At 65.3% G+C, this 15,206-nt stretch carries 10 protein-coding genes and 1 pseudogene; all 11 read left to right on the forward strand.

Features of this window, described 5'->3' with window-relative positions; genetic code table 11:
* The first annotated feature begins 138 nt into the window (after positions 1–138).
* A complete protein-coding gene (locus ACFOPI_RS23825; protein WP_382179777.1) occupies positions 139–4,029 on the forward strand; it encodes a DUF3683 domain-containing protein in 3,891 nt (1,296 codons plus the stop codon).
* Positions 4,030–4,045: 16 nt separating this feature from the next.
* Complete coding sequence (locus tag ACFOPI_RS23830; protein ID WP_382179780.1) at positions 4,046–4,459, forward strand: gamma-butyrobetaine hydroxylase-like domain-containing protein; 414 nt, start codon at positions 4,046–4,048, stop codon at positions 4,457–4,459.
* A gap of 20 nt (positions 4,460–4,479) precedes the next feature.
* The gene (gene ubiE / locus ACFOPI_RS23835; protein WP_382179784.1) at positions 4,480–5,211 is read left to right on the forward strand and encodes a bifunctional demethylmenaquinone methyltransferase/2-methoxy-6-polyprenyl-1,4-benzoquinol methylase UbiE; all 732 of its coding nucleotides are present in this window, start codon (positions 4,480–4,482) and stop codon (positions 5,209–5,211) included.
* Positions 5,212–5,481: 270 nt separating this feature from the next.
* Positions 5,482–5,853, forward strand: a pseudogene (locus ACFOPI_RS23840) (Tim44 domain-containing protein); the annotation flags it as partial.
* A gap of 34 nt (positions 5,854–5,887) precedes the next feature.
* Positions 5,888–6,460, forward strand: a complete 573-nt coding sequence (locus ACFOPI_RS23845) for a ubiquinone biosynthesis accessory factor UbiJ (RefSeq protein ID WP_382179787.1) — start codon at positions 5,888–5,890, stop codon at positions 6,458–6,460.
* Positions 6,457–8,022: a ubiquinone biosynthesis regulatory protein kinase UbiB gene (ubiB, locus tag ACFOPI_RS23850; RefSeq protein ID WP_382179790.1), complete on the forward strand. Its 1,566-nt coding sequence runs from the start codon at positions 6,457–6,459 to the stop codon at positions 8,020–8,022. The genes ACFOPI_RS23845 and ubiB overlap by 4 nt, the downstream gene beginning before the upstream one ends.
* Before the next feature lie 158 nt (positions 8,023–8,180).
* Positions 8,181–8,486, forward strand: a complete 306-nt coding sequence (locus tag ACFOPI_RS23855) for an FmdB family zinc ribbon protein (RefSeq protein ID WP_382179793.1) — start codon at positions 8,181–8,183, stop codon at positions 8,484–8,486.
* Between the two features lie 22 nt (positions 8,487–8,508).
* The gene (locus ACFOPI_RS23860) at positions 8,509–9,174 is read left to right on the forward strand and encodes a DUF502 domain-containing protein (protein ID WP_382179796.1); all 666 of its coding nucleotides are present in this window, start codon (positions 8,509–8,511) and stop codon (positions 9,172–9,174) included.
* Between the two features lie 48 nt (positions 9,175–9,222).
* A complete protein-coding gene (aspS, locus tag ACFOPI_RS23865; RefSeq protein ID WP_382179798.1) occupies positions 9,223–11,025 on the forward strand; it encodes an aspartate--tRNA ligase in 1,803 nt (600 codons plus the stop codon).
* 66 nt (positions 11,026–11,091) lie between these two features.
* On the forward strand, positions 11,092–11,562 hold the full coding sequence (gene nudB / locus ACFOPI_RS23870; RefSeq protein ID WP_382179801.1) for a dihydroneopterin triphosphate diphosphatase: 471 nt from the start codon (positions 11,092–11,094) through the stop codon (positions 11,560–11,562).
* A 215-nt stretch (positions 11,563–11,777) separates the two neighbouring features.
* A partial coding sequence (locus ACFOPI_RS23875) for a DUF4347 domain-containing protein (RefSeq protein WP_382179803.1) occupies positions 11,778–15,206 on the forward strand: 3,429 nt, incomplete at its 3' end.

Genomic DNA, 15,206 nt, shown 5'->3' on the forward strand with positions numbered 1-15,206 from the left:
CTAGGCAACGAATGTGACCGAGCCATTGCAGCTTTCTTTCCGAAGGGTGACAACAGGGGCTTTCCATGAGAGGGTGTCGCGCATGTTGCGCTGCGGTACCATCCTTGGTTCAGCTCCGTTTGCTGGCCCATTTCCCTTATGAACGCCCCCACGCCGCTTCCGCTTCTGGAAACCGCAGCAGACGAATCGCCCCGTTTGCGCGAGATCCCTTACAACTACACGTCGTTCTCGGATCGTGAGATCGTGATGCGGTTGTTGGGCTCCCAAGCCTGGGTGCTGCTGGATGAGCTGCGCGGCGAGCGCCGCACCGGCCGCTCTGCCCGCATGTTGTACGAGGTGTTGGGTGACATCTGGGTCGTGCAGCGCAACCCCTACCTTCAGGACGACCTGCTGGACAACCCCAAGCGCCGTGCTGCGCTGGTTGATGCCCTGCATCACCGCCTGGGCGAGGTGCAGAAGCGTCGCACGCCGCAGGACGACCCGGCGCGCGATGCCTCGGTGGGCCAGTTGCTGGCCGCTGCCAAGGGGGCGGTCGAGTCTTTCGCGCGCTCCTTCGAGGAGATGGCCGAGCTGCGCCAGCGCACGAACAAGGTGCTGCGCAAGCTGACCGCCAAGGACAACATCAAGTTCGACGGCCTCTCGCGCGTGTCCCACGTGACCGACGCGACCGACTGGCGCGTGGAGTACCCGTTCGTCGTGCTCACGCCCGACACCGAGGCCGAGATGGCGCACCTAGTCAAGGGCTGCGTCGAGCTGGGTCTGACCATCATCCCGCGCGGCGGCGGCACCGGCTACACCGGCGGCGCCATCCCGCTGACCTGGAAGAGCGTGGTCATCAACACCGAAAAGCTCGAGGCGATGACCGAGGTGGAGCACATCCGCATCGGCGGGCACGAGCAGCCGGTGGCGACCGTCTGGACCGAGGCCGGAGTGGTCACTCAGCGTGTGGCCGACGCGGCCGAACGCGCGGGCTACGTGTTCGCGGTCGATCCGACGTCGGCCGAAGCGTCCTGCGTGGGCGGCAACATCGCCATGAACGCGGGCGGCAAGAAGGCCGTTCTCTGGGGTACGGCCCTGGACAACCTGGTGAGCTGGCGCATGGTGACGCCGCAGGCCGAGTGGCTGGAAGTCACCCGCCTGGACCACAACCTGGGCAAGATCCACGACGCCGAGGTGGCCACCTTCGAGCTGAAGTACTTCGCTGCCGACGGCAAGACGCCGCTGCGCACCGAACAGCTGGTCATCCCTGGCAGGACCTTCCGCAAGGAGGGCCTGGGCAAGGACGTCACCGACAAGTTCTTGAGCGGTTTGCCGGGCATTCAGAAGGAAGGTTGCGACGGTCTGATCACCAGCGGCCGCTGGGTGGTGCACCGCATGCCCGAGCACACGCGCACTGTGTGCCTGGAGTTCTTTGGCAACCCCAAGGACGGGGTGCCTTCGATCGTCGAGATCAAGGACTTCATGTTCGCCGAACAGAAGCGCAGCGGCACCCTGCTGGCCGGCCTGGAACACCTGGACGACCGCTACCTCAAGGCGGTGGGCTACACCACCAAAAGCAAGCGCGGCACCCTGCCCAAGATGGTGCTGATTGGCGATATCGTCGGTGACGATGCCGACGCCGTGGCGCGCGCCACCAGCGAGGTGATCCGCCTGGCCAACGGCCGCAGCGGCGAAGGCTTCATTGCCATCAGCTACGAAGCTCGCAAGAAATTCTGGCTGGACCGCAAGCGCACGGCCGCCATCAGCAAGCACACCAACGCCTTCAAGATCAACGAAGACGTGGTGATCCCGCTGCCGCGCATGGGCGAGTACACCTTGGGCATCGAGCGCATCAACATCGAGCTCTCGTTGCGCAACAAGCTCAAGCTGTGCGAGGCTCTGGAGGCGTTTTTCGAGAAGGGCAACCTGCCGCTGGGCAAGACCGACGACGCCAACGAACTGCCCAACGCCGAGCTGCTGGAAGACCGTGTGCAGCAGGCGCTGGCGCTGGTGCGCGAAGTCCGAGCCCTCTGGGCCGGTTGGCTGCGGGATGTGGATGCGCTGTTTCCCCAGCTGCAGGACCATTCGCTGCGTGCCAGCTGGAAGACGCAGATCCGTGCGCCGCTGCAGCAGGTGTTCACCGGTGCGCCGTTCGCTCCCATCCTGGCCGAATGCAACGCCATCCACAAACGGGTGCTCAAGGGCCGCGTCTGGGTGGCGCTGCACATGCACGCCGGCGACGGCAACGTGCACACCAACATTCCCGTCAACAGCGACGACTACGAGATGCTGCAGACCGCGCACGAAGCGGTGGCCCGCATCATGGTGCTGGCGCGCAGCCTGGACGGTGTGATCTCGGGTGAACACGGCATCGGCATCACCAAGCTCGAGTTCCTCACCGACGACGAGCTGAACCCGTTCGCCGAGTACAAGGCCAAGGTCGACCCGGAGGGTCGCTTCAACAAGGGCAAGCTGCTGCGCGGCGCGGCTCACCAGGCCCTGGTGGCGGGCGATGCGAGCGTGCGCCAGGCCGACCTGGCCAACGCCTACACGCCCTCGTTCGGGCTCATGGGCCACGAGTCGCTGATCATGCAGCAGAGCGACATCGGCGCCATCGCCGATTCGGTCAAGGACTGCCTGCGCTGCGGCAAGTGCAAGCCCGTGTGCGCCACCCACGTGCCGCGCGCCAACCTGCTCTACAGCCCGCGCAACAAGATCCTGGCGACCTCGCTGCTGATCGAGGCCTTCCTGTACGAAGAGCAGACGCGCCGCGGCATCAGCATCAAGCACTGGGAAGAGTTCGAGGACGTGGCCGACCACTGCACGGTCTGCCACAAGTGTCTGAGCCCGTGTCCGGTGAAGATCGATTTTGGCGACGTGTCGATGAACATGCGCAACCTGCTGCGCAAGATGGGCCAGAAGAGCTTCCGCCCGGGCAACGCTGCGGCCATGTTCTTCCTCAATGCCACCAACCCCGAGACCATCAAGTTGATGCGTTCGGCCATGGTGGATGTGGGCTTCAAGGCCCAGCGCCTGGCCAACAACCTGCTCAAGCCGGCAGCCAAGGCGCAGACCAGCGCGCCGCCGGCCAGCCTGGGCACCGCGCCGGTCAAGGAACAGGTGATCCATTTCATCAACAAGAAGATGCCGGGTGGCCTGCCCAAGAAGACGGCGCGCGCGCTGCTGGACATCGAGGACAAGGACTACGTTCCGATCATCCGCAACCCGCAGGGCACGACGAGCGAGACCGAGGCGGTGTTCTATTTCCCCGGTTGCGGTTCGGAACGCCTGTTCAGCCAGGTGGGTCTGGCCACGCAAGCCATGCTCTGGCACGCAGGCGTGCAGACCGTGCTGCCTCCGGGCTATCTGTGCTGCGGCTACCCGCAGCGCGGCTCGGGCCAGTACGACAAGGCCGAGAAGATGATCACCGACAACCGGGTGCTTTTCCACCGTGTGGCCAACACGCTGAACTACCTGGACATCAAGACGGTGGTGGTGAGTTGCGGCACCTGCTACGACCAGCTCGCGGGCTACGAATTCGACAAGATCTTCCCGGGCTGCCGCATCATCGACATCCACGAGTACCTCCTGGAAAAAGGCATCACGCTGCCGGCGGGGCAGGGCGGCTACCTGTACCACGACCCCTGCCACAGCCCGATGAAATTGCAGGACCCGATGAAGACCGTCAAGGCCCTGGTGGGCGATGGCGTGGTCAAGAGCGAACGCTGCTGCGGCGAGAGCGGCACGCTCGGTGTGAGCCGGCCCGACATCTCGACCCAGATCCGTTTCCGCAAGGAAGAGGAAATCCGCAAGGGCGAGGCGGCGCTGCGCGCGGCGGGCACGGTGGGCGAGAAGGCCAACGTCAAGATGCTGACCTCCTGCCCCAGCTGCCTGCAGGGCCTCTCGCGCTACACCGACGACCTGCAGAACGGCCTGCTGGAGGCCGACTACATCGTGGTCGAGATGGCGCGCCAGATCCTGGGCGAGAACTGGCTGCCCGAATACGTCGAGAAAGCGAACCAGGGCGGCATCGAGCGCGTGCTGGTCTGAACACACTGGAGGCCCCATGGCTGGACTCAACAAGGACACCCCGACACCGCAGGACATCACGGTGCACAGCGCTTCGCGCGTGCTGGAGGTGGCGTTCTCCGACGGTGCGAGCTTCCGCATCCCGTTCGAGCTGATGCGCGTCTACTCGCCCTCGGCCGAAGTGCAGGGCCACGGTCCGGGGCAGGAGGTGCTGCAGACCGGCAAGCGCGACGTGACCCTGGTGGCGCTGGAGCCGGTGGGCAACTACGCGGTGCAGCCCACCTTCTCGGACGGCCACGATTCCGGCATCTATGCCTGGGATTACCTGTATTTCCTCGGATCGCAGCAGGACGAACTCTGGAACGATTACTTCCAGCGGCTTCAGGCCGCGGGAGTGGACCGAGACGCACCCATGCCGGAAAAGGGCGGACACGCCTGCGGCAGCCACTGACCCCGACGGAGACCCCTTCCATGGCCACGACTCATTTCGGCTTCCAGACCGTCGAAGAACAGGAGAAGGCGAAACACGTGCGCAGCGTGTTCGACTCGGTCGCGCCCAAGTACGACGTGATGAACGATCTCATGTCGGCGGGCCTGCACCGCATCTGGAAGCGCTACACCATCACCGTGGCCAACCCGCAGCCAGGGCACCAGGTGCTGGACATCGCAGGCGGCACCGGCGACCTCTCGCGTGCCTTTGCCCGGCGCGTAGGCCCCACCGGCCGGGTCGTGCACACCGACATCAACGAGGCCATGTTGCGCGAAGGCCGCAACCGTCTGCTCGATGAAGGCCTGGTGCTGCCGACCATGGTCTGCGACGCGGAGAAGCTGCCATTTGCCGACAACAGCTTCGATTTGGTGTCCGTGGCCTTCGGTTTGCGCAACATGACGCACAAGGAGCAGGCCCTGTCGGAGATGCGGCGCGTCCTCAAACCGGGGGGCAAGTTGTTGGTCTTGGAGTTTTCCCGTGTCGCCAAGCCACTGGAAAAGGCTTATGACTGGTACTCGTTCAATGTGTTGCCGAAGCTGGGTCAGATGGTGGCGGGCGATGCCCACAGCTATCAGTACCTGGCTGAGTCTATCCGCATGCATCCGGGGCAGGAGGAGCTGCGCCAGCTGATGAAGTCGGTGGGCTTCGGTCACGTGGACGTGCACAACCTCAGTGCGGGGGTGGTGGCGCTTCACGTCGGTATCAAGTGTTGATGACAGGGGCAAAAGGAGGACAGCGTCATGGAAGCTCGGTGGTGGTCGGATTTGCTGGGGGGGCGCCGTGCGCAGCGCAAGACGCTGCGCCGCAACGAGTCCACGACCGGAGCGCCCGGCCTGCTGGCAGGGGTTGGGCCGGACGGTGCGGTCTCTTCGCCCCGGGGGTACAGCCCCAAGAACGTGGGCAACGACGCCTCGGCAAGGCCCTGGGAATCTCTGTCGGACGCTCCGCAACCGCCCGAACCGGCAGGTCAAAAGGCCGACGGGTTTGATGCTGAAAGCTTCCTCCGGGCGTCCAAGACGAACTTCGTGAATCTCCAGGATGCCTGGGACCGTTCCGACATTGCCAGTTTGCGCGCCATGATGACCGGCGGCATGCTGGCCGAGATCCAGAGCCAGCTGGCCGAGCGCGAGCGCGCCGGTGCCGCCCCGAACAAGACCGAGGTGGTCATGCTGGAAGCGCAGCTGCTTGGGCTGGAAGAGCAGGACGAGGCCTACCTGGCGAGCGTCGAGTTCTCCGGTCTGATCCGGGAGGAGCCGTCGGCTGGCCCCAACCCGTTCCGGGAGATCTGGAACATCACCCGCCCCAAGTCCGGGGACGCTGGTTGGCTGGTGGCCGGGGTGCAAGCGCTGAGGTAGAGGCGCACCGGTTATCCGTCAGAATCGGGGGATCATGAACAGTGAATCCCCCAACCCCTCGACCAGTTCCCGTTCTCCCTTGGGCATTCTCCAGTCCCTGCTGGGCAGTGTCCGGCCGCCGGAATGGGTGGTGGACGAGGTCCAGAACCGGGTGGTGCTGTTCCTCAACCATGTCCTGATGCAGGAGCCTCAGGCGCAGCAGCGCCTCAAGCGCCAGCTGGGCAAACCGGTGCGTGTGGCCTGGGGTGATTTCCATCTCACCCTGGCACCCACCGCTGCCGGCCTGCTGGAGCGGCCGTCTGGCGACCGGCAGCCCGAACTGCACGTGACCGTGACCCAGACCTCGCCTTTTGCCCTGGCTCAGCAGGTGCTGGGCGGGGAGCGCCCGAACGTCGACATTCAGGGCGACGTGCAACTGGCGGCCGAGGTGGCCTGGCTGGTGGACAACGTGCGCTGGGACGTCGAGGAAGACCTGTCCCGGCTCGTCGGTGACGCTGCGGCACACACCCTGATAAGTGGCGCCAAGTCGGCTGCGGCCGGGCTCAAGGCGTTTGTTGGTCGCCGTTCTCCGACCGAAACGGGTCACAGCGACGGACGCTCGACATGACGCGGTTGCTCCGCGGCCTGTTCATCGTCTGGGTGGTGCTGCGCCACGGGCTGGACGAGCTGGTGTTGTCCAGCTTCCAGCGGCCGGGCATCCGGCTGCTGACGCGCATCGTTTCGGTTGGTCGCAACCTGGATGCCCCACGGGGCCAGCGCCTGCGCGAGGCGCTGGAGCGCCTGGGTCCCATCTTCGTCAAGTTCGGTCAGGTGCTCTCCACCCGCCGCGATCTGCTGCCGCCGGACATCGCCGACGAGCTGGCCCGGTTGCAGGACCGGGTGCCGCCGTTCGACAGCGCCATCGCCGTGGCCACCATCGAACGGGCTTTTGGCAAGCCGCTGGACGCCGTGTTCGGGCATTTCGATCGCACGCCGGTGGCCAGCGCCTCTATCGCCCAGGTGCACTTTGCGACCCTGCGCGAAGGGCGCCACGGTGGCCGCGAGGTGGCGGTGAAGGTGCTGCGGCCCAACATGCTGCCGGTGATCGAGAAAGACCTGAGCCTGATGCGCATGATGGCCGGCTGGGTCGAGAAGTTGTCGGCCGACGGCAAGCGGCTCAAGCCGCTGGAAGTGGTGGCGGAGTTCGACAAGTACCTGCACGACGAGCTGGACCTGCTGCGGGAAGCCGCCAATGCGGCCCAGTTGCGCCGCAACATGGCGGGCCTGGACCTGGTGCTGATTCCAGAGATGTTCTGGGACTATTGCCACACCGAAGTGATGGTGATGGAGCGCATGCATGGCGTTCCGATCAATCGGGTGGACGAGCTGCGCCAGAAGGGCGTGGACATCCCGAAGCTGGCGCGCGACGGCGTGACCATCTTCTTCACCCAGGTGTTTCGCGACGGCTTCTTCCACGCCGACATGCACCCGGGCAACATCCAGGTCAGCGTCGAGCCGGCCACCTTCGGTCGCTACATCTCGCTGGACTTCGGCATCGTCGGCACGTTGACCGAGTTCGACAAGGAATACCTGGCGCAGAACTTCACCGCCTTCTTCCGGCGCGACTACAAGCGTGTGGCCGAACTGCACATCGAGAGCGGCTGGGTGCCGCCCGAGACCCGGGTGGACGAGCTGGAATCGGCGATCCGGGCGGTGTGTGAACCGTACTTTGACCGGCCGCTCAAGGAGATCTCGCTCGGCATGGTGCTGATGCGGCTGTTCCAGACCTCGCGCCGCTTCCACGTCGAAATCCAGCCACAGCTGGTGTTGCTGCAGAAAACGCTGCTCAACATCGAGGGCCTGGGCCGCGAGCTGGACCCCGAGCTGGACTTGTGGAACACCGCCAAGCCTTTCCTGGAGAAGTGGATGCTGGAGCAGGTGGGCCCGCAGAAGCTGCTGCAGCAGCTCAAGGCCGAGGCGCCGCAGTACGCCAAGCTGCTCCCGGCCCTGCCGCGGCTGCTCCAGGACTACCTGCAGCACCGGCCGCACCAGCTGCGCGCCGAACTGGACGAGCTGCTGGCCGAGCAGCGGCGGACCAACCGTCTGCTGCAGTACATCATCTACGGTGGCATCGGCTTCGTGCTGGGGCTGATCGTCACCCAGGTCATGCTGCGCATCCGTCTGTGGTGAGGGGCCGACCAGCGGGCACTCTTGAAGGCGCGGGTGGGGTGCCCCACCTATAATGACGGGTTTTGTTCAACTTCCCGGCGCCCTGCCGTTTTTGCACCGCCGCGGTGCACATCGGGCCCTTGGGGCTGTGGTCGCCGGACCATCCCACCGTTCACGCCATGCCGATCTATGCCTACAAGTGCGAGTCCTGCGGCCATGCCAAGGACGTCCTGCAGAAAATCTCCGACGCGCCTCTGACGGATTGCCCCGCCTGCGGTGCCTCCACGTTCAACAAGCAGCTGACCGCCGCTGGCTTCCAGCTCAAAGGTTCGGGCTGGTACGCGACCGACTTCAAAGGCAGCACAGCTGGTTCGGCTGCAACGGCCGCCGGATCGGGCACCGCTTCCTCGACCGAGTCCAAACCGGCCGAAGCCGCCAGTGCCGCACCGGCCACCCCCTGTGGCGGCTCCTGCGCCTGCCACTGAGCGAACCGGAAAGACCTTCCCTGTGGCCAACCTGCGCAAGTGGCTGTTCTCGGGCCTGCTGGTCCTGGTGCCCCTGATCATCACCCTCTGGGTGCTGGACTGGGTCGTCACCACGCTGGACCAGACCCTGCGCATCCTGCCTGGCGCCTGGCAGCCGGACCAGCTGTTCGGCTTCCACGTGCCCGGCCTTGGCGTGATCTTTGCGCTGGTGGTGGTGCTCTCCATCGGTGCCCTGGCGTCCAACATCATCGGCCACCGGCTGGTGAACTGGTGGCACGCGCTGCTGCACCGCATTCCGGTGGTGCGGTCCATCTACTCGGGGGTCAAGCAGGTCTCCGACACGCTGTTTTCAGAAAAGGGCAACGCCTTTCGCAAGGCACTGCTGGTGCAGTGGCCGCACGAGGGCATGTGGACCATCGCCTTCCTGACCGGTACGCCGCAGGGCGAGGTGCTGCAGCAGCTGCGCGCCAAACCGGGCAGTGCCCCTGACGACGACTTTGTCAGCATCTACGTGCCTACCACCCCCAACCCCACGGGCGGCTACTTCGTCATGGTGCGCGCGCGCGACTGCGTGGAGCTGCAGATGTCGGTGGACGAAGCCCTGACCTACATCGTCTCCATGGGTGTGATCGTGCCCGGTGGACCCAAGAACCCCAACCTCAAGGCGACCGCTCCCGCGACCGCCTGACACCCGTGGCTGCAGCCTTGCAGCCCGCCTGCTGAAAGAAGAACCGATATGGCCATGCGTTCCCACTATTGCGGTCTGGTGACCGAAGCCCTGCTGGGGCAAACCGTGCAACTCTGCGGCTGGGTCAACCGCCGCCGCGACCATGGCGGCGTGATCTTCATCGACCTGCGCGACCGCGAAGGCTATGTGCAGGTGGTCTGCGATCCGGACCGTCCCGAGATGTTCAAGACCGCCGAGGACGTGCGCAACGAGTTCTGCGTGCAGGTCACCGGCGTGGTGCGCGCCCGCCCCGCCGGCACCACCAACGACAAGCTCAAAAGCGGCCAGATCGAAGTGCTGTGTCACGAGCTCAAGGTGCTCAACGCCTCGGTCACGCCGCCGTTCCAGCTGGACGATGACAACCTGAGCGAAACCACGCGCCTGACGCACCGCGTGCTCGACCTGCGCCGCCCCTACATGCAGAACAACCTGATGCTGCGCTACCGCGTGGCGATGGAAGTGCGCAAGTTCCTGGACGCCAATGGTTTCGTCGACATCGAAACCCCGATGCTGACCAAGAGCACGCCCGAAGGCGCGCGCGACTACCTGGTGCCCAGCCGCGTGCACGACGGCCACTTCTTCGCGCTGCCGCAGTCGCCCCAGCTGTTCAAGCAGCTGCTGATGGTCGCGGGCTTCGACCGCTATTACCAGATCACCAAGTGCTTCCGTGACGAAGACCTGCGCGCCGACCGCCAGCCCGAGTTCACCCAGATCGATATCGAGACCTCGTTCCTGACCGAGCAGGACATCCGTGACATGTTCCAGGGCATGATCAAGACGGTGTTCCAGAACGTGCTGAACGTCGACCTGGGCGAGTTCCCGGTCATGGCCTACAGCGAAGCCATGCACCGCTACGGCTCCGACAAGCCCGACCTGCGCGTGAAGATGGAATTCACCGAGCTCACCGACGTGATGGCCGACGTGGACTTCAAGGTTTTCAGCGCGCCGGCGCAGATGAAGAACGGCCGCGTGGTCGCCCTGTGCGTGCGCGGCGGTGCGGAAATGAGCCGCAGCGAGATCGACGCCTATACCGAGTTCGTCAAGATCTACGGCGCCAAGGGGCTGGCCTGGATCAAGGTCAACGAAGTGGCCAAGGGCAAGGACGGCCTGCAGTCGCCCATCGTCAAGAACCTGCACGACAAGGCGATTGCCGAGATCCTCTCGCGCACCGGCGCGCAGGACGGCGACATCATCTTCTTTGGTGCCGACAAGGCCAAGATCGTGAACGACGCCATTGGCGCGCTGCGCCTGAAGATCGGCCACAGCGAGCTGGGCAAGAAGAATGGCCTGTTCGAGGACCGCTGGGCGCCGATGTGGGTGGTGGACTTTCCGATGTTCGAACACGACGAGGAAGAGGACCGCTGGACGGCGGTGCACCACCCCTTCACGGCGCCCAAGGACGGTCACGAGGACTGGATGGTCACCGCGCCCGAGAAGTGCATCGCCAAGGGCTACGACATGGTGCTCAACGGCTGGGAGATCGGTGGCGGCTCCGTCCGTATCCACCGTGCCGACGTTCAGCAGAAGGTGTTCGATGCCCTGAAGATCACGCCCGAAGAAGCGCAGCTCAAGTTCGGCTTCCTGCTGGACGCGCTGCAGTACGGCGCGCCGCCGCACGGCGGCCTGGCCTTCGGTCTGGACCGCATCGTGACGCTGATGACCGGCGCCGAGTCGATCCGCGACGTGATCGCCTTCCCCAAGACGCAGCGCGCCCAGTGTCTGCTGACCCAGGCGCCGAGTCCGGTGGACGAGAAGCAGCTGCGCGAGCTGCATATCCGCCTGCGCAACCCGGACGCGGTCAAATCGGCCTGAGCAAGGCTTCGGCTAGGATGAAAAGGCGCCTACGGGCGCCTTTTTTGCGTCGTTGACCGAACCACCATGTCGTCCTCCCCGCCATACAAGATCCCCGAGTCGGTGCTGGTGGTGATCCACACCCCGGCACTGGAGGTGCTGCTGATCGAGCGGGCCGAGTCGCCCGGTTTCTGGCAGTCGGTGACCGGTTCCAAGGACGCATGGGATGAGCCGTTTGACGTCACGGCCGCGCGCGAGGTGGCCGAGGAAACCGGTCTGGATGTGTCGGCGCCGGGTCACTGTCTCAGCGACTGGGGGCTGCAGAACATCTACGAGATCTATCCGCAGTGGCGCCACCGGTACGCGCCCGGCGTGGTCCTGAACACCGAGCGCGTGTTCGGTCTGTGCGTGCCCGAGGCGCGGCCAGTGGTGCTCAACCCGCGCGAGCACCGTGCTCAGGTGTGGCTGCCCCGTCTGGAGGCGGCGGACCGGTGCTACTCGTTCTCCAATGCGGAGGCCATCCTGCACCTGTCGCGCATTTTTCAAGCACAAAAATAGACTTGTTGCAACTTTCGGTTGAGCCAGGTCCTGAGTTCCTTTTGTCGTAGGCGGGGAACCATCTGTGCATCATTACCGTGCGGGAAATTACGGAAATGTGAACCAAAAGGGCTATGCGCGGGCTGGCGCATCATCAATTTTGATAACCTCGGCTGGTACATCGTAAGTAACAAATCGGGCCCTTTGTAGCGCCTTGTTACAACAAGAACACCAGCATGAACAAGTCATACAAGTCGATCTGGAACGAATCCCTCGGAACCTACGTGGCCGCATCAGAGGCCGCCACGTCCGGTGGTCGCAAGGTGTCGTCGGGGCGCAAGGCGCGCAGGGCGCCGGAACGGGCCCTGTCGAGTCAGATCGTCCTGGAGCAGCGCATCGTTTTTGATGCGGCTTTGCCAGCCACGGTGCTCGACGTTGCGACCGACACCGGCTCTGCGGACAGTGCGGCGGAACAGACATCCGATGAACCCGAGGCCGACCAGCCGGTGGTCGCTCCGGCAACCTCCACCACTGCCACGGCGTCCGATGAAACGCCTGTGGGCGAAGAGGTAGCGGCCGACACCGACACCAGTGCGGATGCCGATGCCGATGCGGACGCCGACACTGAACTGGCCGGCTCGGACGAGACGGCCCCAGTGGATGCGGGGGCGACAGAGGCCACTGGTGCGGACACCACGGCCGAGGAGACCGCCGACACCATGGCCTCGGACGATCTGGCGACCGACGAAGCCGCCGTCTCCGACACCGACGAGCGCGTTGAGATCATCTTCGTGGACGCGGTGGCCGCCGACGTGGTCGGGCAGCTGGACTGGCACCCGGGCGAGGTGTATGTGCTCGATGCCGACCGCGACGGTCTCGAGCAGATGGCCGAAATCCTGAATGGCCGCACCGGCATCGACGCGATCCACATCATCAGCCACGGTACGCCAGGCCGGCTGGAGCTGGGCAACTCGGCCCTGGACACCACCTCGATCACGGGAATTCACGCCGACGAGCTGGCCATCATCCGCGCGTCACTCGCCGAAGAGGCGGACATTCTTCTGTACGGGTGTGATGTGTCGTCGTCTGCCGACGGGGTGGCCTTCGTCGAAGCCCTGGCCGATGCCACGGGCGCCGATGTGGCGGCTTCCAGCGACGACACCGGCGCCGAGGCGCTGGGTGGCGACTGGGTGCTCGAAACCCAGGTGGGCGACTCCATTGAGACCACGGTGATCTCCGCCACCGAATGGGCCGGCGTGCTGACCACGGCGGTCAACGTCGGCAGCGGCGCTTTCCTCGGGTCGGCGGGCATGTCGATCTACAGCATCGACGCCACCACCGGCAGGGCCACGCTGCTGACCACGGTGCCTGCGACCGTGGGGGGCGTGGCGCTCAACACCGCCAACGGCATCAACTCGCTGTCTGTCAACCACAGCGCAGGTCTCATCTACTACACCTCAAACACGGGTGCCAACACCAACGTGGCGCTGTTCGCATACGACTACATCAACAACGTCCACATCGTGGTGGACAACAACCTCACCACGGGCCTGGCCACCAACGTGACCGTGGGTACGCGCGGCGTGGGCAGCGGGGCGGCCACCTTCGTGGACAGCACCGGGTTTCTGTACCTGGGCGTCGAGAACAACTTCGGTGGTGATGGTGGAGGGACCGAATCCGACGACACCATCTACCGCCTCACCTTCTCCGCCGACGGGCGCACCGTCACCGGCATCGCCACCCTCGTCACCAACATCACCGGCAACGATTGGGGTGATCTGGGCTACGACGCGGCCACCAACTCTCTGCAGAGCTCATCTCTGAATGGCGCAGGCACGGCGGTCAACGTCACTCGGTACACGCTGAACACCGCCGGAACGGTCGCGACCAACGCAGGCACGCTGAGCGTCTCGACCACCAACACCCAGGCTGCTGAGACGCAGGCCGGCGGAACCTACCTGCTGAGCACCGCCATCCAGCAGTACAACCCTACCACCGGCGCCCTGATCGGGTCGTCGATCAACATCACCACCAACGGCACCACCTCGCTGGGTGCACTGAACGACGCCGCCAGCTGGACACCGCCCACGGCGCAGATCGGCGACCGGGTCTTCACCGATGTCGACGGCAACGGCAGCTTCGACGGCGCCGACACCGGCATTGCCGGCGTGACCGTGCGGCTGGTGGACGACGTAAACAACAACGGTGTGGTGGACGCTGGCGAGCGGGTGCTGGCTACCGACACCACCGATGCGAACGGCAATTACCTGTTCACCGGTGCGCTGCCCGGCAGCTACATCGTGCAGGTGACCGACACGGGCAACGTGCTGGGCGCCGGGCGCACCTACACCACGGCCGGCGGCAACACCAATGCCACGGCGGACGTCAGCCAGATCGGGTCCACCAATCTGGCGATCGATTTCGGTCTGAACAACCGCCCTCCGGTCAACGTGGTGCCGGGTGCACAGACCGTGGCCGAGGACGGCACACTGACCATCACCGGGGTGTCGACCAGCGACCCGGACGGCAACCTGGCCACCACCCAGCTCACCGTGACCAACGGCGTGCTGAACGTGAGCCTGGCGGGGGGCGCCACCATTTCTGCGGGCGCCAACGGCAGCAGCACCCTGACCCTGTCGGGCACCTCGGCCCAGATCAATGCGGCGCTGGCCTCCATCGGCTACCAGCCCACGGCCAACTACTTCGGTCCGGCGGTGCTGACCGTCCAGTCGACCGACGTGGGTGGGCTCTCTGACAGCGACACGGTCAACATCACGGTGAGCGCCGTGAACGACCCGCCGGTCGACGGCAACGAGACCAACACGGTCACGGAAGACACCACGCTGACCGTGGCCAATGGCGCCACGGGCGACCTGCTGAACAACACCGTCGACATTGACGGTGGTACGGCGACCATCATCGCCTTCACCGTGCCCGGCGTCGGTGCGGGTGTGGTGGGCTCGCCCCTGGTGATTCCCAGCGTGGGCTCGATCACCATCAACAGCAACGGCAGCTACAGCTTCACACCACTGCCCGACTTCGACGATGCGATCCCGGTGATCACGTACACCGTGTCCGATGGTGCGGGTGGCACCGACACCTCCACGCTGACGCTGACCATGAGCCCGGTCAACGACCTGCCGGTGGACGGCGACGAGACCAACACGGTCACGGAGGACACGACGCTGAGCGTGGCCGATGGTGAAGCGGGCGACCTGCTGAACAACGCCAGCGACGTGGACGGCAACCCGCTGAGCATCAGCGGCTTCACGGTGGCCGGAGACGGCACGAGCTACACGGCGGGCCAGACGGCGACGATTGCCGGCGTGGGCGCGCTGACGATCAACGGCAACGGCAGCTACAGCTTCACGCCGGTGGCCAACTACACGGGTGCGATCCCGGTGGCGACCTACACGGTGACCGACGGCAACGGTGGCACCGACACCTCCACGCTGACCCTGACCATGAGCCCGGTCAACGACCTGCCGGTGGACGGTGACGAGACCAACACGGTCACGGAGGACACGACGCTGACGGTGGCCGACGGTTCGCCGCAGGATTTGCTGGCGAACGCCACGGACGTCGAGGGCAACCCTCTGAGCATCAGCGGCTTCACGGTGGCCGGAGACGGCACGAGCTACACGGCGGGCCAGACGGCCACCATC

It is taken from the genome of Hydrogenophaga luteola, assembly GCF_042648585.1.
Lineage (GTDB): Bacteria > Pseudomonadota > Gammaproteobacteria > Burkholderiales > Burkholderiaceae_C > Hydrogenophaga > Hydrogenophaga luteola.